Origin of the sequence: Nonomuraea sp. NPDC004580 (assembly GCF_040609855.1) — a bacterium.
GTDB lineage: Bacteria > Actinomycetota > Actinomycetes > Streptosporangiales > Streptosporangiaceae > Nonomuraea > Nonomuraea salmonea.
The window spans coordinates 45,640-65,340 of sequence record NZ_JBEXLH010000004.1 but is presented as its reverse complement, the minus strand read 5'-3'; the positions used below and the strand labels follow the sequence as shown (position 1 = coordinate 65,340).

Below are 19,701 nucleotides of genomic sequence, written 5' to 3'. Positions count from 1 at the left end.
CTCCTGCCCGCGTACGACGACGCGCTGTTCGTCCCGGCAGAAAGGATCAAGAGGGTGTCTTCAGAGGAAGGTGGTCGGGGAGGGAGAAAGCGGTGTGTTCGCGTACTGCCTCGGCCAGGGAAGGGACCAGGGTGCGGCTCACGCGGCGGCGGGCGAACCAGGACCCGGGGTCCGATTCTGCGGCGGTGTCGCACAGGTCGCGCAGGCGGGTGCACGCCTGGACGTACTCCGCGGCGGCCGGCCAGTCGGCGCAGTCGGCGAGTTCGATCAGGCGTTCTGCGGTCCAGACGTGGCCGGTCAGGCAGGCCGCCAGGTTACGGACCTGCTGGGTTTCGCGGGTGGAGAGCGGGCGGCGCGGGCCGAGGCGGCGCATGATGGCGGTCAGGCGGCCGGCCGTGTCGCGTACGCCCCGGTCGGCCGCGTCCAGGACGGCGGCGATGTCGGGACCGCGGAGTTTGTCGCGGGCGGAGTGGACGAAGTGGAGGCTCGCGGCGGCCGTCAGGATCTCGATGACCTTCTTGGTCATCTCCTTCGCCAGGGGCTCGTCCACGGCGAGGACGGTGAACGCGACGGCGATGATGCCGACGATCAGCGTCACGATCAGTTCCCAGATCGTGGTCAGGATCGTGCGTGCCCGGTCGATCCACCTGTCGTCGTCGACGTCCTGGGTCTCCAGCAGGTCGTCGATCGCCGTGACGGCGTCGTCCAGCAGCCTCTCCAGCTCGCCGCCGGGACCGCCGGCCTGCTCGGCGGGATCGGGGCGGCCGCCCGCCCGCGGCTCGATGAGCCGGCGCCGCAGCCGGGCGAGGCGGTCCGTGAGGCCGGGGTCGAAGGTAATGCCGTGGCGGGCGAGCTCTTCCACGACGTCGTAGCGCAGCAGCATGTCGGTGCCGGCCGAGCGTTCGTCGCGCTCGGTCAGACCCCAGACGGCCAGCTCGGTGCGCAGCCCTTCGACCGCGCTCCTGGCGTTGCGCAGCGAGACGACCAGGGTGTCCGGCGGGCCGGTGGCGGCCTGGCGCAGCGCCTCGGTGTGTCGCATCAGCCCCGCGACCTCGGTGCGGAGCCGGGCGGCGACCCAGGGCTGCCGTAACCGGCGCTGGAAGTAGGTGCGCGCGGGCAGGGGCCGGGCGGGGGTGAGCGGCACCGGTCGCCCCACATCGGAGCGGGCGTCGCGGGAGCTCTCGTACACCATCGTCGCCTCCGGCCGGCGTCACGGGGTGATGCGCGTGCTCGAAATCGTACGATGGGTCCCCGGTTCACGCGGAGATGAGCCTCGTTCTCGATTTAGTCCAGGGCGCCGCCGCGCGCGGCCGTCAGCGCGACGCGCACGGCCCGGTCGGCGGTCGTGGCGCCGGCGAACATGGGCGCGTACACGGCTCTGCACAGCGCGTTGCTCGCGACGATGTCCAGCCGCCAGCGGGTGCCTGGCGACCTCGCGGCGTGGCCTCGTTTGACCTTGACACCGTGACAAGGTCTTCACTGGTGCCAAGGAGGTGGTCCCGATGGCCATGCCGAAACAGGACACGGATGCGTTCCCAGCTTTGCAGGGACTGAAGGCCGGCGACTCGTCAGTGCGGCTGCGGGCGGCGCTGGCGCTCGGCACGAGCCCTGACCCGCGGTTCATCGACAAACTCATCGAACGCTGCGCGATCGAGCCCGATTTCTCTGTGCGTGACATGCTGACGTGGGCGCTCACGCGCCACCCGGCGTCAATGACGGTCCCGGCGCTTGTCGAAGAAGTTCGCTCCGAGCATGCGCAGGCACGAAGCCAGGCGTTGCACACGCTGTCCAAGATCGGGGATCGGCGTGCGTGGCCGGCGATCACACGGGCGCTGCTGCGCGACGCCGACGATGAAGTGGCGCGGAGCGCTTGGCGGGCGGCGGTCGTGCTCGTGCCCGACGGTGAAGTGCCCGAGTTGGCCGCGGTGTTGTCGACGCAGCTCGCGCGCGGCGGGCGTGAGATGCGGCTGAGCCTCAGCAGGGCGCTGGTCGCGCTCGGTGAGGTGATCGTGCCAACGCTGCGCGCCGCGATGACGGATCCCGACCCACGGGTACGCACGCACGCGTTCGCCACGGAGAAGCTGTTGCGCGACCCGGATGCCGGGGTGGCGTTCGCGATCGAGGAGGCCGATCATGTGGTGGCCCTCGGCGGGACCGGCGAGGGGGAGTGACGGGCCGTGTTGATCGGTGATGTGGCACGGCGGTCCGGGGTCAGCGCCCGCATGCTCCGGCATTACGACTCACTCGGCCTGGTGCGGCCGACGGGTCGCAGCGATGGCGGCTATCGCGAGTACTCCAGCGAGGACATCCGGCGGATCTTTCATATCGAGAGCCTGCGGTCGTTGGGGCTGTCGCTGCGTGAAGTCGGGCGCGCACTGGTTGATCCTGACTTCAGGCCCGCAGAGCTCGTCGACGACCTCATCCGTCAGACGCGAGAACGCATCGCGGCTGAGACGCAACTGCTCACGCGACTGCGCCGGATCGGCGCTGCCGAACCCGCGGACTGGGAGGACGTCCTCCAGGTCGTCGCGCTCCTGCAGGCGCTGGGGTCGAAGAGCGCCGGCCGGCGCCAGCGCGCGGCCCTGTCCTGCGTCGAAGAGGGTCAGGTGCCGGTGGAAGCGCTGGTCGAGGCAGTGCTGAGCGAGACGGACCCGAACGTCGCCGGAGCCCTTCGATGGGCGCTGGCGCAATCGGGCGACGACGGGTTGGCGCTACTTGCGGAGGGTCTCGGCTCACCGGTGGCCGAGGTGCGCGAACGTGCCGTCCAGTCCATCGCCGAGATTTCGGACGGTATGGCGACCGCGCTGCTGCAGGAGGCCCTCACGAGCCCCGACATCCTGGTCCGCAGGTACGCGGCTCTCGCACTGGGGGCCCGTGGCGCAGCCGAAGCCGTTCCGACGCTCATCGACATGGTTGTCGAGGGGACGAATGACGTCGATGCGGCCGATGCCCTGAGCGCGCTGGCGAATCGTCCCGCGTCGGCGGATCGGATCGCTTCCATGCTCGTCGATCGCCTCGCCCACGACACCGTCGAATCGCCGGCACGCCGACGGCTGACACAGGCGCTCGCGGACATCCCTGGAACCACAGCGTCACGGGCCCTCGCGGTTCTGTCACATGACGAAGACCGTGCCGTGGCGCTGACTGCGGCATACATCCTCGGTATACGAAAGCAGGCGCCATGACCATAATCTACAAGTCCGAAGCCGGTGGACGCGAGATCCTCGAGCACTACCGGCAGGCGCTGGAGGCCTGGCCGGTTCCCGCCGAGCAGCTACGGGTGCCGACCCGTCAGGGCGAGACCTTCGTCCTCGTCTCCGGCCCGCACGACGCGCCGCCCCTGGTGTTACTGCACGGTTCGGGCGCGAACGTGTCGATGTGGCGAGGAGACGTCGCCACCTGGTCCCAGACCTTCCGTACCTACGCCGTCGACCTCGTCGGCGAGCCGGGTCTGAGCGCGCCCTCGCGCCCCGCCCTGGACTCCGACGCCGTGGCACACTGGCTGGACGACGTGCTGGAAGGGCTCGGGATCACCGACGCCGCGTTCGTCGGCACGTCCCTCGGCGGATGGATGGCCCTGGACTACGCCATCCGCCGTCCAGAACGGGTGACCCGCCTGGCGTTGATGTGCCCAGGCGGCGTCGGACGACAAAAGGTCGGCTGGATGTTCAAGGCCCTGCTGACCCGCCTGTTCCGGCGCGGCGGGCTGCGCGAGTCGGCGATGGCGGTCGCAGGACTGGACAGGGACAGGGACCGGCAGGCGCTCGACACCGTCGTCCTGACGTTCACGCACTTCAACCCGCGCAGGGAGAGGCTTCCGGTCTTCCCCGACGAGGCGTTGCGCGCTCTCACCATGCACGTCCTCGTCATCGTCGGCGGCCGTGACGTGATGTTCGACTCCCACCAGACCGCACGGCGCGTGCGTGCGTGCATCTCGCATGCGACCGTGCATCTGCTGCCCGAGATGGGTCACGCTGTCTTCGGCCAGGCCGAGCCGATCGCCGCATTCCTCCGGGCCTGAGAGTCGCCCGAGGGGATCTCCCCCTCGGGCTCCGCAGATGACCGGTGCGGATCGCCGGCCCGACGGACAGGCGTGCGTCGACCAGCAGCTCAGCATCGGGCGATACTCGCACGATCGGGGTGAAACCATCGGGCGGGTCCGGACAAGTACCGGGTGTCGGACTCGTACGGAAGAAGGCAGGCGACGTGGACCGTAAGCAGCGCTTCGAGGTGATCTACGTTGCTCATTACGCCGACATCCTCGCCTACGTACGGCGGCGTACCGAGTCCTCCGAGGACGCCGCCGACGCGCTCGCCGAGACGTTCGCCACCGCCTGGCGGCGCTTCAACGACGTTCCCGAAGGGCGGGACGCGCGCCTGTGGTTGTTCGGGGTGGCTCGCCGGGTGCTGGCCAACGGCCGCCGGGCCGAGTCGCGCCGGAGCGACCTGGTCGAGCGGCTCGGGCAGCAGCTCGCCTTATGGGCGGCGGAGTCCGCGCGGCCCGGTGACGAGCTGCGCGGCGTGCGGGAGGCGTCGCGCAGGCGCCCGCGTCGGCCGCGCTGGACATCAAGCTGGTGGACGACCACTACGTGATCACGGTCAAGGACCTGGCGGCCGAGCCCGAGGTGTACGAGCGGGAGCTGCGGGCCAGGGGGATCAACATCACGCTCAGGCTGGCGGCCACGTCTCCGACCCAGGCCGGACAGCTGTTCGTGATCAACGACATGGACCGGCTGCGGTCGGGCGAGCCGGTGCCCGCTGAGGGGCCGATCAAGCCCATCGACGGTCCCGGGCCGTGCGAGCGGCCCAGCGGTTGCCCCGTCGGCATCAAGGTGCCGGTCGGCTTCGACAAGAGCGCGCGCGTCATCCTCGGCCGCCCGGCCGACCCCGGGGAGCGGTACGCGATGCCGACCGGGATCGCCATGCCCGGCGAGCCCCTGCACTGCGTGGACTACGCCAACCGGACCGTCGCCGAGGTCACGGCCCTGCTGCGCGAGCGGGGCGTCACCCCGTCGTACACCGCCCACGCCCGGCAGCGCAGCTTCACGCCTCCGGACGACTGGTACGTGCTGGACGGCGTCATGAGCGCCGACGGCCAGGCCCTCCTGCTCGTCGGCGACGAGCCCGGCGACGAGCGCCCGCTGCCGGCCGGCTGCTGACCCCTCCCCGGCCGCACGATTCCCGTACGGCCGGCCGCTGACTCCCCTCCCCATCGCACGGCTCTCCGGCCGCCGTGCGTTCTCCTCGGCATGCCCCCACACGATCGGATTCACCGTGCTCGCCGACACTCGCGTGACGCTGCCCGCCCAGCCGCTGATCGACAAGGTCAAGCGGGAGTACGACCCGGACATCCGGGGCCTGACGTCGGTCTCGCCGTACGCGGACGTCCTCATCGCCTACCAGTACGTCGCCTACCTGCGCGGCCCGTTCCTGGCCGCGATCCTGCTGCTGGGAGCGCTTGCCGCGATCCGGCGGCCGGGCGCGGCGCTGCTGCCGTGGGCCGTGTCCCTCGGCCTGCTGATCGGCCCGGTCGCGGTTCTGGACTTCGACCACCGGTACGTGCTGCCCGTCATCCCCGTCGCCTGCCTGGCCGCCGCCCTCACCTGGTCGAGACCGGCTCAAGCCTTGAAGTAGGCGTTGGCCCGGGGCTGGAACATCAGGGTCAGCGCCCCGAACACGGACAGCACGTGCAGGACACGGCTCGCGGCGAAGACCCAGCCCACCGCGTCAAGACCGGCCACGGCTTCGACGATCGAGCCGCCCGCAAGCAGGTACTCGATCGGCTCCTTGACCAGCGAGATCGTGCCGAACACGCCGAGGGTGACGGCGAGGGCCCAGCGCGCCCAGTTCGCGCCGCGCCGCAACCGCAGCGCCAGGAACGTCGCCCCCGCGAACACGGCGACCCGGAACCCCATGCCCGGCAGCAATTCGGTCACCTGGACGCCGTCGTACAGCATCGTGACGGCCATGAGCGCGGCCTCGAAAGCGCCGAACGCCACCGCCGCCAGCCACAGCGTGGCGGCGGTGCGGAGGACGGGCGGAGGTGTGGCGGGGGTGGTGCGGATCTCGGTGACGGTCATGGCGGCCTCCTCAAGGTGCGTGTGGTAGCTCCTGAAGTCTTCACGAGGTGACCGGCCTGGATCATGCCCGCCGTCCCCCGACTTGCGGTAGGGAACGCCCTACCTTTGACGGGTGCCGGCGGTGAGGAGTCCGCCCCATGCCGGTGCCTCAGGTGGTCGCCCAGGGGCCGAGGGTGAAGGCGGCGCCGTCGCGCCGGACCTCCAGGGCGCCCGGGCCGCCGAAGTGGGCGGGGATGAGGAGTTCGCGTTCGTCGGCGGCCCGGGCGAGGATGCGGTGGCGGCTGGCCTCGGCTTGTGCGTGGTTCAGGCAGGCGTTGCTGTTGAGGCAGGGGTCGATGAGCTGGACCGGGCTGTGCAGCAGGTCGCCGGCGAAGACCGCCCGGTCGCCGCCCGAGGCCAGCCGCAGCACCGACGAGCCGGGGGTGTGGCCGGGCGCGGACTCCAGGGTGAGGTGGTCGTCGATGCGGTGGTGCCCGTCCCACAGCACGGCCTGTCCTGCCCGGTGGATGGGCGCGACGCTGTCCTCGTAGATCAGGCGGTCCACCTCCTGCACGCCCCCGCCGTACGCGTTGTCCGGCCCGTAGTGGAAGTCGTCGGCGGCCGGGAGGAGGTACTGGGCGTTGGGAAAGGCCGGTGCCCACTGCCCGTCCGCGTCCACGGTGTTCCAGCCGACGTGGTCGACGTGCAGGTGGGTGTTGACCACGACGTCCACGTCCTGCGGCCGGACCCCGGCCCGCTCAAGGAGGGCGAGGAACGCGCTCCTGGCCCGGTGGAACGGTCCCATGCCGGGCCGCTCGCGGTCGTGACCCACGCCGGTGTCGACCAGCACGGTACGCCCGCCGCTGCGCAGCACCCAGCTCTGCAGGGCGCTCACCATGCGGCCGGTGCCGGGCTCCCAGTGGTCGGGCGCCAGCCAGTCCGCGTTGTCCTTCCACACCTCGTCGTCGGCGCCCGCGAAGAACTCGGAGGCGGGCAGGAAGGGCGCGTGCCACTCGAGGACCCGGATGACCTCGACGTCGCCCAGGATGATGCGCCGTGTGTTCGCGTTCGTCATGGTCAACGACCCTAGGAAGCGGCGGGTGATCTGCTCAATGCTCGTTCGGCTCAAGAAGATACGAATGCGTATCACGCGAGATATTGTGGATGAATGGACGTGGTCAGTGACGCGATCTCCGCCGTTCATCTCGGGCACCCGCGCTTCGATCGGGTGGGAATGGACGGGAGCTGGTGCGCGCGGCTGGACCCGTACGACGGCGCGGGCTTCCACGTCGTCCTCAAGGGCAGCTGCTGGCTCCGCACCGACGGCGGCACCATCGCGTTCCTCAACGTGGGCGACGCGGTGCTGCTGCCCCACGGCACCGGCCACGTGATCGCCGACTCCCCCGGCGACCCGGAGAAGGCGCGGTCGTTCGAGCGGTGGCTCGCCACGCCGGAGCCGCGCCGGCACGGCGCGACGGAGCTGCTCTGCGGCAGATACCGGCTCGACTGCAGCCGCATGCACCCGCTGATGACCGAGCTGCCCGACGTCGTCCACCTGCCCAGCCGCGTGGGCACCCACCTGGAGCTGCGCGCCGCGATCGACCTGCTCGCCGGCGAGCTGGACGAGGTGCGGCCCGGCTCCTCCATCGCGCTGCCGAACCTGCTCGACCTGCTCCTCGTCTACATGATCCGGGCCTGGATGACCCAGACCACCAGCGGCGCCTGGCCCAGCGCATTGGGCGACCCGGTGACGGCCGCCGCGCTGCGGGCGATGCACGCGCAGCCGGCCGCGCCCTGGACCATCGACCGCCTGGCCGCCGAGGCGGGCGTCTCCCGTCCCACGCTGGCGCGCCGGTTCACCGCCCTGGTCGGGCGGCCGCCGATGGGCTACCTCACCTGGTGGCGGGTGATCAGGGCGGCCTCGCTGCTGCGCGACACCAAGGACACGCTGGCGGCCATCGCCGAGCGCGTCGGCTACGGCAGCCCGTACGCGCTCTCGCACGCCTTCGAGCGGGAGTTCGGCACCACGCCGGGGCGGTATCGGGAGATCGTGCGGTCGGGCGCCTCCCCGGCGCCTACTGCGGCGTCCGGCCGCCGACCGGTCGATCGGAGAGCGTGACCTCGACCGTGACGCGCGGGTTGTCCGGCTGCGGGAGCCGCAGGTCACGCTTGAACGCCTGGGCGTCGTCCGGCCGCTTCTTCGGCTGAAGGGTGACCTTGACCTGGCCGGTCTCCTCATCGGCGTGGACCGTCATCGTGGCCACCTCGGAACGGCCTTGCAGCTGGGCGAAGATCGCTTCCTGGGCGCGCTGGAGCTCCGCCCACTCGGCCACCGCCCGGCAGGAGGCGCTCGCCGCGCTGCTCGCCCCGCTCAGCGAGACCCAGCGCGAGCAACTGTCCGGCATCCTGGAGACCATCCTGCGCAGCCACGGCAGCGACGGGCGCAGCCTGCACACCACCTCCGGCGGTGCGACCACCAGGTGTGCGTGCCGTGCCCGACGCTCGAGGCCCACCGGGCGGCCACCGCCACGGAGGCCTGACGCGCTCAGACCGCGACCATCGGCGTGGTCTGAGCCAGCGCGATCCGCCAGTCGCCGTCCTCCTTGACCAGCGCGAACGTCAGCGCCCCCTGACGGCCGTCGTTGACGTGCTTGACCAGGTGGGCCAGCGCCACGTCGGGCCGCAGGAACGTCACGCCGAGCAGCTCGTTCTCGGTCAGCACGTCCTTCAGCGGCGTGTTCAGCGCCTTGGACATCACCGCCTTGACCTGGTCACGCCCGCGCAGCCGGATGCCGGTGAAGTTGACCAGCGCCACCTCCTCGGTCAGCAGCCCCGTGAACCCGGCCACGTCGTTCTGCAGCTCCTCGGCGTCGCGGACGACCCGCTCGATGGCCTCGATGTCGGCGTTCATGATGCTCCTTCTCACTTAGCGGAGCGATTCGCTCCGCTCTGCACGTTACTGCGGAGCGAATCGCTCCGCAACTGCTAGGATCCGTGACGATGAGCACGCGAAGAGACCGTGCGGAACGCAACGACCGCGCATTGCTGCAGGCCGCCCGCGACGTGCTGGCGGAGGACGGCGCCCACGCGTCCGTCGCCGCCATCGCGGCCAGGGCGGGCGTCGGCGTCGGCAGCCTCTACCGCCGCTACCAGACGAAGGAGGAGCTGTTCCAGCGGCTCAGCCTGCTTTCCCTCGAGCACTGGAACGAGGCGGCCGAGCAGGGCCTGGCCGATCCCGACCCGTGGGCGGGTTTGACGGGGTTCGTCCGCAGCTGCATCGAGTTCGGGCAGGGCTCGCTCGCGCCCATCGCCGGCACCATCGAGGTGACCGAGGAGATGAGCGCGAAGTCCCGTCGCGGCGACGAGCTGCTCGACGAGCTGGTACGCCGCGCGCACGCGTCCGGCGACCTGCGCGCCGACGTGACCGCGATCGACGTCTCCCTGCTCATCGAGCAGCTCGGCCGCTCCCCCGTGGTCGATCAGCTGCGCAAGCAGGGCAGGGACGACCTGCTGCCCGCCGCCGCCGAGGCCAGGCGGCGGCTGATCGCGATCGCGCTCGACGGCCTGCGGCCAGGGCACGACCCGCTGCCCGGGTCACCTCCGGGCGATGAGCTGTTCACCGGCCGCTGGTCGGTGGCGGAGTAGCCGGCCAGCGGGCTCGCCTCCTTCCGCATCGCCGGCGAGCGGGCGTGCCTCGACTTCGCCGCGCGAGGGGTGCGGGCGATCGCGGTGCGGCTGGTGCCCCGTCCACCCGGCCCTGCTCGACGACCTGGAGCACGGCGACTACCAGGCCCCCGCATCAGCGGCGTGACCGGCGGCGCCGGCCGGCCGGTCACGCGGCTGGTACGGCTGGCCCTACCTCTAGGGGAAGGGCTGGCCGTCCTGCGGTCGGGGGGTCGCCGGGCTGGGGCGCGACCACCCCGGTTCCTACCGTTGGGGCTGTTCCTTCCCCCCTGCGGCTCCCGCTTCGAAAGGGCAGGCCGATGCCCGAGGTACTCGAACCCGTCCGTCCCGCCGTCCGGCGCCTGCACCGCCCGCTCCTGCTGATGGTCGCCTCCATGACGCTGCTGCTGGTCGTCTCGGCCGTCGGCATGGTGACCGACGACCGCGTCCTGCTCGGCGCGTCCGTCTGGGCGAAACCCCTCAAGTTCGCCGTGTCGTTCATCGTGTACGGCCTCACCCTGGCCTGGATGCTGAGCCTGCCGCACAAGGCGGGCCGCTGGACCTGGTGGATGGCGACGCTGCTGGCCATCACCGGCATGGTGGACGTCGGCGTCGTCGTGGTGCAGGCGGCGCGCGGCACGTTCAGCCACTTCAACCAGGCGGACGACCCGTTCACCGACGGCATCATGCTGATCTTCGGCATCGGCGTGCAACTGCTCATGCTGGCGAACTTCGTCCTCGCCGGGCTGCTGATCTTCCAGCGGGTCGGCGACCGGACGCTGACCTGGGCGATCCGCGCGGGCATGGCCTTCGTGATCGCCGGGATCGGCCTCGGGTTCTGGATCCCGGCGAGGTCCGCCGAGGTGTGGACGGCCATCGACGCGGCCGGCCACGCGATCCCCCTGGCCTCCCAGCACAACGTGGGCGTCCCTGACGGCGGTCCCGGGCTGCCGCTCACCGGCTGGAGCACGGTCGGCGGCGACCTGCGCATCCCGCACTTCGTCGGCCTGCACGGGCTGCAGGTCATGCTGGTCGTGGCGCTGGTGCTCGGGCTGCTGGCCGGCCGGGTCGCCCGGCTGCGTGCCGAGCGGACCCGGGTGGGCCTGACGCTCGTGGCCGCTGCGGCGTACGCGGGGCTGATCGTCCTGGTGACCTGGCAGGCCGTACGCGGTCAGCCGCTGATCCACCCCGACGGCCAGACGCTGGGCGCGCTGGCCCTGCTCGTGGCCGCCACGGCGGCGGCCGGCTGGGCGGTCGTCGCAGCGGGCGGCCGCCGCCTCAGTTGAGCCGGCTCGCCACCTGCGAGGCGACCGAGGAGTGCCAGCCGAGCGTCAGGTGGTTGGCGGTGGCGACGAGCGCGGTCCCGGCCACGTTGCCGATGCCGGTCCTGGACAGCGCGCTGGTGGTGAACACGACGCCGGGTCAGCAGGTGCTCGGCCGATTCAAGGGTCTTCTCGTTGCGATGAGCGGGGAACAGGCGGGTGGACATGTCCGGGGTGTCCTTGACGCTGTCACCTTCCAGCGTCAGGTGCGGCACGCGGGCGCTCGGCCCGCCCTCGCTGGAGCCGACCGTGCGGTAGTCGATGGTCAGCACCGCGAAGCCGGCCCGCACGAAGTACGGCGCGAAGAACGCCAGCGCCTCCTTGACCATCACCCCGCTGTGCCCGAGCACGAGGCCAGGGACCGGATCATCGGTAGCGGGCAGGTAGAGCGCCGCCGACGCGCGGTGCCGCTGCCGTACCTCTGGCTCATCCTCGCCGGGCGAGACCTGCGGCGCTGACGCGCAGCCGCCTGGTGGCCTCCTGGTTCACCTCGAACGTGACCGGGTCCACCACCACGCCGTAGTCGCGGGCCGCGGACTCCACGCTGACGAAGCCGTTGCGCACGTCCGCGGCCACCCGGGCGGGCTCGCGTTCGAACGGGTCGCCGTAGCCGCCTCCGCCGCCGGTGTTGTTGACCAGCACCTCGCCGGCGTCCAGGCGGTTGTAGCTGCCGCCCTGCCGGACCTCGCGGCCGGTGCCGGGGTTGAGGATGACGTGGTTGCTCTCGCCGGGCAGGCCGTCGCCGATCGGCCACGGCTGCGTCCTGGTCTTGTAGACCAGGCAGATGCCGGTCGAAGGAGCGGTGAAGCGGTACGTACGGCCCACGCCGACGCCGCCGCGGTGCCGGCCGGGGCCACCGCTGTCGGGGCGGTAGCCGTACGACTCGATGAACATCGGCGACTTGGTCTCCAGCACCTCCACCGGGTTGTTGCGGCAGCCCGGCTCCGACAGGTGCATGATGCCGTCCTCGCCGTCACCGCCCGCGTGCGCGCCGAACCCGACGGCCTCGTTGGTGGCCTCCAGCCACGCCTCCCCCGTACGCGGGTTGACGCCGAGCCCCATCATCGAGCACACGTCACCGCCCGAGCAGGCGGGCACGCGGTCCGGCATGCCCTGGGCCAGGGCCTTCAGCACGACCTCGCCGCCGAGCAGCCCGGTCCACAGCGTGAACGTCGGCATCGGCGGCACCGCGTGCATCACCGACCCGGGCTCGGTGACCACCCGCAGCGGCCGGAAGTTGCCCGCGACGACCGGCGTGTCCGGCGTGGTCAGGGCTTTGAAGACGAGGCTGCAGAACGCCTCCGTCTGCCCGACGGGCAGGTTGATCGGGCCTTTGACGTCGCGCTCGCTGCCGGTCCAGTCGATGACCATCTCGTCGTCGCCGATGGTCACGGTGACGTTCATCTTGATCAGGCGGTCGGCGTCCACGCCGTCGCTGTCCACGAAGTCGTGCGCCGTCCACGTGCCCTTCGGCAGCTTGGCCAGGGCCAGCCTGGCGAGGCGCTCGCCGTGGTCGTTGATGGCGTCCATCGCGGCGGTCAGCACGCCGGCGCCGTACTTGGCGGCGATCTGCTGGGTGCGGCGCACGCCGGTCACGCACGCGGAGACCTGCGCCTGGATGTCGCCGATGGTCCGCTCGGGCATCCGGCTGTTGAAGCGGATGATGTCGAAGACGTCGTCGTTCTGCACACCGCGCCGGTAGAGCTTGGAGCAGGGGAAGAACAGCCCCTCCTGGTACATGTCGGTGGAGTCCAGGACGTAGCCGGGGTTTTTTTGCTTCAGGTCGAGCACGTGGATCCGGCAGGAGGCGAAGCCGATCAGCTCGTCCTCGTGGTGGATGGGGGCGAACACCAGCGGGTCGAGGGTGTGGGCCGAAGCCCAGTACGGATAGTTGAGGATGAACACGTCACCCGGTTCCAGCGCGTCCCGGCCGAGGAACTCGACCGCCCGCTTGATGCCGTGGTCGTTGCCCCGGGTGAACACCGCGATGCCCGGCGCGTCGGCCACCACATCGCCCTGGGCGTCGTGGATGCCGATGCCGTAGTCGTGGATCTCGTACACGACCGTGTTGTACGCGGTGCGGCACAGGTTGCGGGCCATCTCGTCGGCGGCGGCGAGCAGGCCGTGCCGGATGATCTCCGTCGTGATGGAGTCCGTCGTGGTGGTGGGGCTCACTGCTGCCTCCCGGTCCTGTCGTTCACGGAAATGACCAGTTCGCCGTAACGGCCGACGCGCAGGGAGTCGCCGGCGTGGATGACGGACGTGGCCGTGTGCTCGGTGATCACCGCCGGCCCTGCGACGACGTCGCCGGCCAGCAGGTCCTCGCGCGTGTAGACGCGGTATTCGACGGCCGGCTCGTCCGCCGACAGATGGACCTGGCGGGCGCCGGCCGGGTGGGGCTCGCCCGACGTACGCTCCGCCACGGTGGGCAGCGCCGGTTTGTCGACGGTGCCGGTGGCGCGCAGGCGCAGGGTGGTGACCTCGACCGGGTCGTCCATCGTGTGGCCGTACTGCCGCTCGTGCAGCTCGGCGAAGGCGGCGGCGACGTCGGTGGCGAACGCGGCGGGATCATCGGGGAAGGCGACCGTGACCGAGTGCTCCTGCCCCTGGTAGCGGACATCGAGCGTGCGCGTGAGCGCGCGCCGGTCAGGGCCGAAGCCCTCCGATTCGAGCTGCTCGGCCGCCGCCGCCTCCATCTCCCGGTAGACGGCGTCGGCGGCGGCCGCGTCGAGCGTGGCCAGCGGCGTGACGAGGGTACGGGCGAAGTCGTGCTGGACGTCCGCGAGCAGCATGCCGAACGCGGAGAACGCGCCCTGCCCCGGCGGCACGATCACGGTCGAGATGCCCAGCTCCCTGGCCACCTCGACGGCCACCAGGCCCCCTCCCCCGCCGAAGGACAGCAGCGCGAAGTCCTTCGGGTCGCGGCCCAGCTCCACGGTGATCGCGCGGACCGCTCCCACGATCTTCATGGTGGAGATCTGCACGATGCCGCGGGCCAGCGCCTCGGTGGTCAGGCCGAGCCGGGTGGCGATGGGCTGCAGCGCCTTGTCGGCCAGCTCGTGGTCGAGCGCCAGCTTGCCGCCGAGCGGGCTGTCGGCGCCGAGGTGGCCGAGCACCAGGGCGGCGTCGGTGAAGGTCGGCGCGGTGCCGCCCCTGCCGTACGAGGCGGGGCCCGGAGCCGCGCCCGCGCTCTGCGGGCCGACCTGCAGCGCGTCCGCCTCGTCCAGCCAGGCGATGGAGCCGCCACCGGCGCCGATGGTGTGGATGTAGAGCGACGGGGTGTTGATCGGCAGCCCCTCGAACTCCGCGCCCTGGTAGAGGACGGGCTCGTGATCGAGGATCAGCGAGGCGTCGAGGCTGGTGCCGCCCATGTCGATGGTGATGAGGTTGGGCTCGTCCAGCAGTCTGGACAGCGCCGCCGCGCCGATGACACCGCCCGCGGGGCCTGACAGGATGAGGCTCACCGGCTGCTCGCGGGCCGCCTGCGCGGTCATCGCGCCGCCGCCGGAGCGGGTCATCAGGAAGCGTCCCGAGAAGCCGCCGCCGGCCAGCTCGCCCTCCAGTTCGCGCAGGTAGCGGTGGACGATCGGCTTGACGTACGCGTCCAGCACGGCGGTGCTGGTCCGCTCGTACTCGCGGTACTCCCTGGACAGCTCGTGCGACAGGGTGACCGCGACGTCGGGGGCGACCTCGGCCAGCACCTCGCGCATGCGCAGCTCGTGCTCGGGGTTGGCGTAGGAGTGCAGGAACGCCACCGCCACCGAGCCGTACCCGCGCTCGGCGACGGCTTCGGCCACCCGGCGGGCGTCATCGACGTCGAACGGCGTGTGCACGCTCCCGTCGAACCTGCACCGCTCGCGCACCTCGAACGTGTCGTAGCGCTCCAGCAGCGCGGGCGGCTTTCGGTAGGTGATGTCGTAGTTCGTCCTGCGGTCGGTACGACCGAGCAGGTAGACGTCGCGGAACCCCTTCGTGCCGATCACGGCCGTGCGCGCGCCCGTGCGGGTGAGCAGCGCGTTCAGCCCGAGCGTCGTCCCGTGCGTGAACATCGTGATGGCCGGCGTGCCGGACTCGGCCAGGCCGAAGGCGTCCATGACGCCGCGCGCCGGCGCATCGGGGGTGGTCGGGACCTTGCCGAAGCTGAGCGCGCCCGTGTCGGGGTTCAGCTCCACCACATCGGTGAACGTGCCGCCGACGTCGATCGCTAGCCTGCTCATCGTTCCGCCTTTCTCGGTAGTGCGTGCGTGGCCGCGACGTGCTTCAGCGCCTCGGACGGCATCCCCCTCGCGTCGTCCGCGCGCGGCCAGTGCAGAGTGATCTCGTCGAAGCCCGCGTCGCGCAGCCGGCCGGCGAAGTCGGCGTAGCGGCCTGGGCTCTCGAACGGCCAGGTCATGTCCAGGGCCACCTGCGCGATCCGGCGCAGCGCGCCCGGCGGGCGGCCGCCAGAATCGGACACGGCGTCGAGCACCGCGTCCAGTCTGCGCCCCTGCTTCTCCACGGCGGCGAACCAGTCCGCCGGCGCGTCCTGCCTGCGGTAGGCGCCGTAGGTCACCCAGCCCTGGCCGTGCCGCGCGGCCAGCGCCAGCGCGCGAGGGCCGGTCGCGGCGACGGTCAGCGGCACGCGCGGACGCTGCAGGCAGCCGGGGATCTGCCTGGCCTCCACGGCGCTGTAGCGCTCGCCGCGCACGGTGCTGACGTCGTGGGTGAGCAGGTGGTCGAGCAGGCCGAGCCATTCGGCGAACCGATCGGCCCGTTCGGGCAGCGAGCGCGGCGGGTCGCCGAGCACGGCGGCGTCCGCGCCCTCGGCGCCTGCTCCGACGCCGATGTCCAGCCGGCCGCCGCTCAGGTGGTCGAGCGTCATGATCTCCTTGGCGAACGTGACCGGGTGGCGGTAGTTGGGCGTGGCCACCTGGGTGCCCAGGCGTACCCGGGTGGTGGACACGGCCGCCGCCGCCAGCATCGGCACGGCGGCGTGCCAGGGCCGGTCCTTCAAGGGGGTCCAGGTCAGGTGGTCGTAGGTCCAGACGGTGCGGACGCCGAGCTGCTCCGCGGCCCGTACGTCGGCGACGAAGGCCGCGGGATCCCGGTCGGGCAGCACCAGGACGGACAGGTCGATCATCGTCGTCTGCTCGCCACGCTCAGCGCCACCGCGGCCAGGATGACCACGCCGGTCGTCAGGTCCTTGAAGAACGGGTTCGCGTTGAGGATGTCGAACCCGTTGTCGATCAGCGCCAGCAGGTAGACGCCGCAGACCGAGCGCCAGATCGCGCCGACGCCGCCGTAGATGCTGGTGCCGCCGAGGATGACCGCGGCGATGGCGAGCAACTGCATGCCGTCGCCGGCCTGCGGCTGCCCGGTGCCGATCCGCGAGACCCCGATGGCGGCGGCGATGCCGGCGGCCAGGCCGCTGTAGAGGAACGTGTACAGCTTGATGCGGTTCACCCGGATGCCGGACAGCTCGGCGGCCTCGGCGTTGCCGCCGACGGACAGGACGTACCTTCCGAAGGCCGTGCGGTTCAGCAGGAAGCCGGACAGCAGCGCGAAGAGGGCCAGGATGACGATCGCGTAGTAGACCGGGCCGATGCCGCCCCGGCCGAGCGCGGTGAACCCGCCCGCGGGGACGCTGATGAGGAAGCCGCCGGTGATCAGCACGGCGAGCCCGCCGTACACGAGGCTGGAGGCCAGCGTGGCGAGGAACGAGTGGATGCGCAGCCTGGTGATCGCGGCGCCGTTCACCAGCCCGAGCGCGGCGCCGGCGAGGGGCGCGGCGATCAGGCCGAGCACGGGGCTGTCGAGGTGCACCGCGACCCAGGCGGCCACCACGTTCGCGACGCTGAAGATGGCCCCGGTGGACAGGTCGAAGCCGCCGCAGATGACGACGAGCGTCCCGGCCACCGCGATGATCGCCAGCGGGGCGTTCTGGTTGAGGATGTTCAGCAGGTTCGTGAGGGTGAGGAACGACGACGTCGACACGCTCAGCGCCACGAAGAGCGCCACGAGCATGATCAGGACGGCGTAGTGGCGGACCAGGGCCGGCACGTTCACGCCGGATCCCGCTCGCGCCTGTGCGGTGGCGGTCATGGGGTTCCTTCTGTTGCTGTGGGCGGCTCGACCTCGAAGAGGCGCTGCAGGAGCCCGTCCACGGACGTCCCCGGGCCCGGCACCTCGCCGAAGACCGTGCCGCCGCGGACGAGGTGGATCCGGTGGCTGAGGCCGGCGACCTCCTCCAGCTCCGACGAGATGAGCAGGATGCCGGTGCCGGCCGCGGCGATCTCGACGATGAGCTGGTAGATGCGGGACTTGGCGCCCACGTCCACGCCCCTGGTGGGCTCGTCGAGGATGAGCAGCTCGGGCCGGCCGAGCAGCCACTTGGCGAACAGCACCTTCTGCTGGTTGCCGCCGGAGTAGACCGACACGTCGCCGTCGAGCGCGGCCGGGCGCACGCCGAGGCGTTCGACCAGCTCGCGCACCGCGGCCCGCTCGCCGCCGCGCGACAGCACTCCGGCGCGGGAGAAGCGGCCCAGGTGCGGCAGCGTGACGTTCTCCAGGACCGGGCGCAGCAGCACCAGGCCCTGGGCGCGGCGGTCCTCGGGGATCATGGCCATGCCGCGGGCGATCGACGCGCGCGGCGAGGCGCCGGTGACCGGTTCGCCGCGGAACAGCACCTCCCCCGATTCGACGGGATCGCAGCCGAAGAGGGCGCGGGCGATCTCCGTACGGCCGCTGCCGACCAGCCCCGCCAGCCCGACGATCTCGCCGGGCCGCACCCGCAGCGACACGCCTCGGACGGCGCCGCCGCGCACGCCGCGCATCTCGGCCACCGGCGGCGTGTCAGGGGGCGGCGCCGGCGGGCGGTCGGGCAGCAGCATGTCGACGGGCTCGCCGAGCATGGCCTCGACCAGGCCGGCCTTGGTCTCCTGCGCGGCGGGAGCCGTCCTGATGACCCGGCCGTCCCGCATGACGGTGACGCGGTCGCAGTTGGCGAGCACGTCGTCCAGGAAGTGGGTGATGTAGACGACGGTGGTGCCGCGCTCGCGCAGCCAGCGCATGATCCCGTGCAGCCGCTCGCTCTCGTCGGCGGTCAGGGAGGACGTCGGCTCGTCCATCACGATGACGCGCGCGTCGCGGGCGAGCGCCCGCATGATCTCCACCTTCTGCTGGTCGGCGATCGGCAGCGTCTGGACGGGCGCGTCGGCGGGCAGCCCGAAGCCGCAGATCTCCTCAAGCTCCCGGTAGCGGGCGCGCAGGTCTCCGTGCAGGACGCCGAACGTGCGGCGTTCCCTGCCGAGGAACACGTTCTCCGCCACGGTCAGCGCCGGGACCAGGCACAGCTCCTGGGCGATGATCACGACGCCGGCGTCCTGCGCCCGCCTGGTGTCCCAGCGGTGCACCGCCTGGCCGAACACCTCGAGCTCGCCCGAGTCCGGCTGGTAGAGCCCGCCGACGACCTTGCCGAGCGTGGACTTGCCGGCGCCGTTCTCGCCGACGAGGCCGTGCACCTCGCCCTTGAGGAGGGACAGCGAGACCGCGTCGAGCGCCTGGGTGGAGCCGAAGCGGACGGACAGGTCGCGGACGGTGACGGCCACCGCCGGGGTCGGTCCGTCCATCAATCGGCCCACTCGCCCGCGAAGTCGGGGTGCTCGTCGAGGATCTCCTTGGTGACGATCACGGGTACGGGGCCGAGCGTGTTGGCGTCGATGACCGGGGTGACCGGTTTGCCGCGCACGGCGTTGACCAGCTGCTCGACGGCGGCCTTGCCCATGCTGCTGGGGAAGTCCACCTGGTCGGCGGCCCACTTGCCGGCGCGTACCTGCTTGATGGCCTCCTGGTTGCCGCCGCCGCCCGTGACGTACATCGTGCTCAGGTCGACTCCCGCGCTCTCCAGCGCGACCTGGGCGCCGATGGTCTGCTGGTCGGCGTTGGACAGCAGCACGTCGAGCTTGGGGTTGGCCTGCAGAATGTTCTGCATGGCCTTGAGTGAGGTGTCGCGGTCGTAGTTGCCCTGGCCGGTGGCCACCACCTTGATGTTGGGGTGCCCGTCCAGGACGGACCGGTAGGCCTTGTTGCGCAGGTTGTCGAACGGGAACTGGAGCTGGCCGATGAGGATCGCGACCCGGCACGGGTCCTTGTCCTCGCAGTACTTCACGGCGCCTTCCGCGAGCTTCTTGGAGTTCTCCTCCGTGTTCGCCGCCACCGTGGACACGATGCCCTCGACCTGGGGTTTCAGTTCGGTGAGGTTCGGGCCGACGGGGAAGAGGGTGGTCACGACCGGGATCTTGGCCTGGGCCGCGGCCGGGATCGCCGCCGCGATGCCCACGTTGTCGTTGGGCACCAGCAGGATGCCGTCGTAGGTGCCCTGGCTCGCGACGTTCTGGACCTGGTTGAACTGGGTCTGGCTGTCGAACTTGCCGTCGAAGATGGTCACCTCGACGTCGCCGTACTCTTTCGCCTTGGCGACGGCGCCGTCGTACACGGCCTTGTTGAAGCCGTTCTGGCTGGAGGAGGCCAGCAGGGCGATGCGCACCTGGCCGGTCTTGGCGGCGGTCGGGGTGCTGGAGGAGTAGACCTGGGACACGTCGGAGTTGCAGCCCGCGAGCGTGAGACCCAGGAGCGCACCGGCTGCGATCACCAGCCTCCGATGGGGAATGGAGAGTGAC

21 protein-coding genes are annotated in these 19,701 nt (G+C 71.4%); 9 read left to right on the top strand and 12 right to left on the bottom strand.

Annotated elements, in window-relative coordinates; genetic code table 11:
* Positions 1–46 precede the first annotated feature (46 nt).
* On the bottom strand, positions 47–1,192 hold the full coding sequence (locus tag ABZW11_RS07410) for a hypothetical protein (protein ID WP_355413678.1): 1,146 nt from the start codon (positions 1,190–1,192) through the stop codon (positions 47–49).
* Positions 1,193–1,508: 316 nt separating this feature from the next.
* On the opposite strand from ABZW11_RS07410, the gene ABZW11_RS07405 reads away from it, so the two are divergent.
* The 6 genes from ABZW11_RS07405 to ABZW11_RS07380 all read left to right on the top strand — a co-directional run bounded on the left by ABZW11_RS07405 (position 1,509) and on the right by ABZW11_RS07380 (position 5,634).
* The gene (locus tag ABZW11_RS07405) at positions 1,509–2,171 is read left to right on the top strand and encodes a HEAT repeat domain-containing protein (protein ID WP_355414052.1); all 663 of its coding nucleotides are present in this window, start codon (positions 1,509–1,511) and stop codon (positions 2,169–2,171) included.
* 6 nt (positions 2,172–2,177) lie between these two features.
* Positions 2,178–3,185, top strand: coding sequence for a HEAT repeat domain-containing protein (locus ABZW11_RS07400; RefSeq protein WP_355413676.1), 1,008 nt, complete (start codon positions 2,178–2,180; stop codon positions 3,183–3,185).
* Positions 3,182–4,021 (top strand): alpha/beta fold hydrolase, encoded by an 840-nt coding sequence (locus ABZW11_RS07395; protein WP_355413674.1) that lies wholly within the window; start codon positions 3,182–3,184, stop codon positions 4,019–4,021. Before ABZW11_RS07400 ends, ABZW11_RS07395 begins: the two co-directional genes overlap by 4 nt.
* 185 nt (positions 4,022–4,206) lie before the next feature.
* Positions 4,207–4,593 carry a sigma factor gene (locus tag ABZW11_RS07390; RefSeq protein WP_355413672.1) on the top strand — a complete coding sequence of 129 codons (387 nt, stop codon included), beginning with the start codon at positions 4,207–4,209 and terminating at the stop codon, positions 4,591–4,593.
* Complete coding sequence (locus tag ABZW11_RS07385) at positions 4,575–5,159, top strand: hypothetical protein (protein WP_355413670.1); 585 nt, start codon at positions 4,575–4,577, stop codon at positions 5,157–5,159. Before ABZW11_RS07390 ends, ABZW11_RS07385 begins: the two co-directional genes overlap by 19 nt.
* Positions 5,160–5,274: 115 nt before the next feature.
* Complete coding sequence (locus tag ABZW11_RS07380) at positions 5,275–5,634, top strand: hypothetical protein (RefSeq protein ID WP_355413668.1); 360 nt, start codon at positions 5,275–5,277, stop codon at positions 5,632–5,634.
* Here ABZW11_RS07380 and ABZW11_RS07375 read toward each other — a convergent pair.
* The gene (locus tag ABZW11_RS07375; RefSeq protein ID WP_355413666.1) at positions 5,619–6,080 is read right to left on the bottom strand and encodes a hypothetical protein; all 462 of its coding nucleotides are present in this window, start codon (positions 6,078–6,080) and stop codon (positions 5,619–5,621) included. The two genes, ABZW11_RS07380 and ABZW11_RS07375, sit on opposite strands and share 16 nt — an antisense overlap.
* A 148-nt stretch (positions 6,081–6,228) precedes the next feature.
* Positions 6,229–7,134, bottom strand: a complete 906-nt coding sequence (locus ABZW11_RS07370) for an MBL fold metallo-hydrolase (RefSeq protein ID WP_355413664.1) — start codon at positions 7,132–7,134, stop codon at positions 6,229–6,231.
* A 93-nt stretch (positions 7,135–7,227) separates the two neighbouring features.
* Between ABZW11_RS07370 and ABZW11_RS07365 the strand changes: the two genes are divergently transcribed.
* Entirely contained in the window at positions 7,228–8,178 is a 951-nt protein-coding gene (locus ABZW11_RS07365) for an AraC family transcriptional regulator (RefSeq protein WP_355413662.1), read from the top strand.
* On the opposite strand, the gene ABZW11_RS07360 is transcribed toward ABZW11_RS07365, so the two are convergent.
* A complete protein-coding gene (locus ABZW11_RS07360; RefSeq protein WP_355413660.1) occupies positions 8,135–8,536 on the bottom strand; it encodes a hypothetical protein in 402 nt (133 codons plus the stop codon). The two genes, ABZW11_RS07365 and ABZW11_RS07360, sit on opposite strands and share 44 nt — an antisense overlap.
* 68 nt (positions 8,537–8,604) lie before the next feature.
* Entirely contained in the window at positions 8,605–8,970 is a 366-nt protein-coding gene (locus tag ABZW11_RS07355) for an SgcJ/EcaC family oxidoreductase (RefSeq protein ID WP_355413658.1), read from the bottom strand.
* 89 nt (positions 8,971–9,059) lie between these two features.
* On the opposite strand from ABZW11_RS07355, the gene ABZW11_RS07350 reads away from it, so the two are divergent.
* Positions 9,060–9,704, top strand: coding sequence for a TetR/AcrR family transcriptional regulator (locus ABZW11_RS07350; RefSeq protein WP_355413656.1), 645 nt, complete (start codon positions 9,060–9,062; stop codon positions 9,702–9,704).
* 338 nt (positions 9,705–10,042) lie between these two features.
* Positions 10,043–11,008 carry a hypothetical protein gene (locus ABZW11_RS07345; protein ID WP_355413654.1) on the top strand — a complete coding sequence of 322 codons (966 nt, stop codon included), beginning with the start codon at positions 10,043–10,045 and terminating at the stop codon, positions 11,006–11,008.
* On the opposite strand, the gene ABZW11_RS07340 is transcribed toward ABZW11_RS07345, so the two are convergent.
* The 7 genes from ABZW11_RS07340 to ABZW11_RS07310 form a co-directional block, all read right to left on the bottom strand.
* The gene (locus ABZW11_RS07340) at positions 11,001–11,135 is read right to left on the bottom strand and encodes a hypothetical protein (RefSeq protein ID WP_355413652.1); all 135 of its coding nucleotides are present in this window, start codon (positions 11,133–11,135) and stop codon (positions 11,001–11,003) included. The two genes, ABZW11_RS07345 and ABZW11_RS07340, sit on opposite strands and share 8 nt — an antisense overlap.
* A gap of 335 nt (positions 11,136–11,470) precedes the next feature.
* Complete coding sequence (locus tag ABZW11_RS07335) at positions 11,471–13,219, bottom strand: hydantoinase B/oxoprolinase family protein (RefSeq protein WP_355413650.1); 1,749 nt, start codon at positions 13,217–13,219, stop codon at positions 11,471–11,473.
* Positions 13,216–15,261, bottom strand: a complete 2,046-nt coding sequence (locus ABZW11_RS07330; protein ID WP_355413648.1) for a hydantoinase/oxoprolinase family protein — start codon at positions 15,259–15,261, stop codon at positions 13,216–13,218. Before ABZW11_RS07330 ends, ABZW11_RS07335 begins: the two co-directional genes overlap by 4 nt.
* On the bottom strand, positions 15,258–16,163 hold the full coding sequence (locus ABZW11_RS07325) for an LLM class flavin-dependent oxidoreductase (protein ID WP_355413646.1): 906 nt from the start codon (positions 16,161–16,163) through the stop codon (positions 15,258–15,260). Before ABZW11_RS07325 ends, ABZW11_RS07330 begins: the two co-directional genes overlap by 4 nt.
* On the bottom strand, positions 16,160–17,125 hold the full coding sequence (locus tag ABZW11_RS07320; protein ID WP_355413644.1) for an ABC transporter permease: 966 nt from the start codon (positions 17,123–17,125) through the stop codon (positions 16,160–16,162). The genes ABZW11_RS07325 and ABZW11_RS07320 overlap by 4 nt, the downstream gene beginning before the upstream one ends.
* Positions 17,122–18,651, bottom strand: a complete 1,530-nt coding sequence (locus ABZW11_RS07315; RefSeq protein WP_355413642.1) for a sugar ABC transporter ATP-binding protein — start codon at positions 18,649–18,651, stop codon at positions 17,122–17,124. Before ABZW11_RS07315 ends, ABZW11_RS07320 begins: the two co-directional genes overlap by 4 nt.
* Positions 18,651–19,673, bottom strand: a complete 1,023-nt coding sequence (locus tag ABZW11_RS07310; protein ID WP_355413640.1) for a sugar ABC transporter substrate-binding protein — start codon at positions 19,671–19,673, stop codon at positions 18,651–18,653. The genes ABZW11_RS07315 and ABZW11_RS07310 overlap by 1 nt, the downstream gene beginning before the upstream one ends.
* Between the last annotated feature and the right edge of the window lie 28 nt (positions 19,674–19,701).

Excerpts from the sequence above, each read along its gene's own strand:
- ABZW11_RS07410 (WP_355413678.1), bottom strand. The coding sequence starts at position 1,192 with ATGGTGTACGAGAGCTCCCGCGACGCCCGCTCCGATGTGGGGCGACCG.
- ABZW11_RS07405 (WP_355414052.1), top strand. The coding sequence starts at position 1,509 with ATGCCGAAACAGGACACGGATGCGTTCCCAGCTTTGCAGGGACTGAAG.
- ABZW11_RS07395 (WP_355413674.1), top strand. The coding sequence starts at position 3,182 with ATGACCATAATCTACAAGTCCGAAGCCGGTGGACGCGAGATCCTCGAG.
- ABZW11_RS07375 (WP_355413666.1), bottom strand. The coding sequence starts at position 6,080 with ATGACCGTCACCGAGATCCGCACCACCCCCGCCACACCTCCGCCCGTC.
- ABZW11_RS07370 (WP_355413664.1), bottom strand. The coding sequence starts at position 7,134 with ATGACGAACGCGAACACACGGCGCATCATCCTGGGCGACGTCGAGGTC.
- ABZW11_RS07365 (WP_355413662.1), top strand. The coding sequence starts at position 7,228 with ATGGACGTGGTCAGTGACGCGATCTCCGCCGTTCATCTCGGGCACCCG.
- ABZW11_RS07355 (WP_355413658.1), bottom strand. The coding sequence starts at position 8,970 with ATGAACGCCGACATCGAGGCCATCGAGCGGGTCGTCCGCGACGCCGAG.
- ABZW11_RS07350 (WP_355413656.1), top strand. The coding sequence starts at position 9,060 with ATGAGCACGCGAAGAGACCGTGCGGAACGCAACGACCGCGCATTGCTG.
- ABZW11_RS07345 (WP_355413654.1), top strand. The coding sequence starts at position 10,043 with ATGCCCGAGGTACTCGAACCCGTCCGTCCCGCCGTCCGGCGCCTGCAC.
- ABZW11_RS07330 (WP_355413648.1), bottom strand. The coding sequence starts at position 15,261 with ATGAGCAGGCTAGCGATCGACGTCGGCGGCACGTTCACCGATGTGGTG.
- ABZW11_RS07325 (WP_355413646.1), bottom strand. The coding sequence starts at position 16,163 with ATGATCGACCTGTCCGTCCTGGTGCTGCCCGACCGGGATCCCGCGGCC.
- ABZW11_RS07320 (WP_355413644.1), bottom strand. The coding sequence starts at position 17,125 with ATGACCGCCACCGCACAGGCGCGAGCGGGATCCGGCGTGAACGTGCCG.
- ABZW11_RS07315 (WP_355413642.1), bottom strand. The coding sequence starts at position 18,651 with ATGGACGGACCGACCCCGGCGGTGGCCGTCACCGTCCGCGACCTGTCC.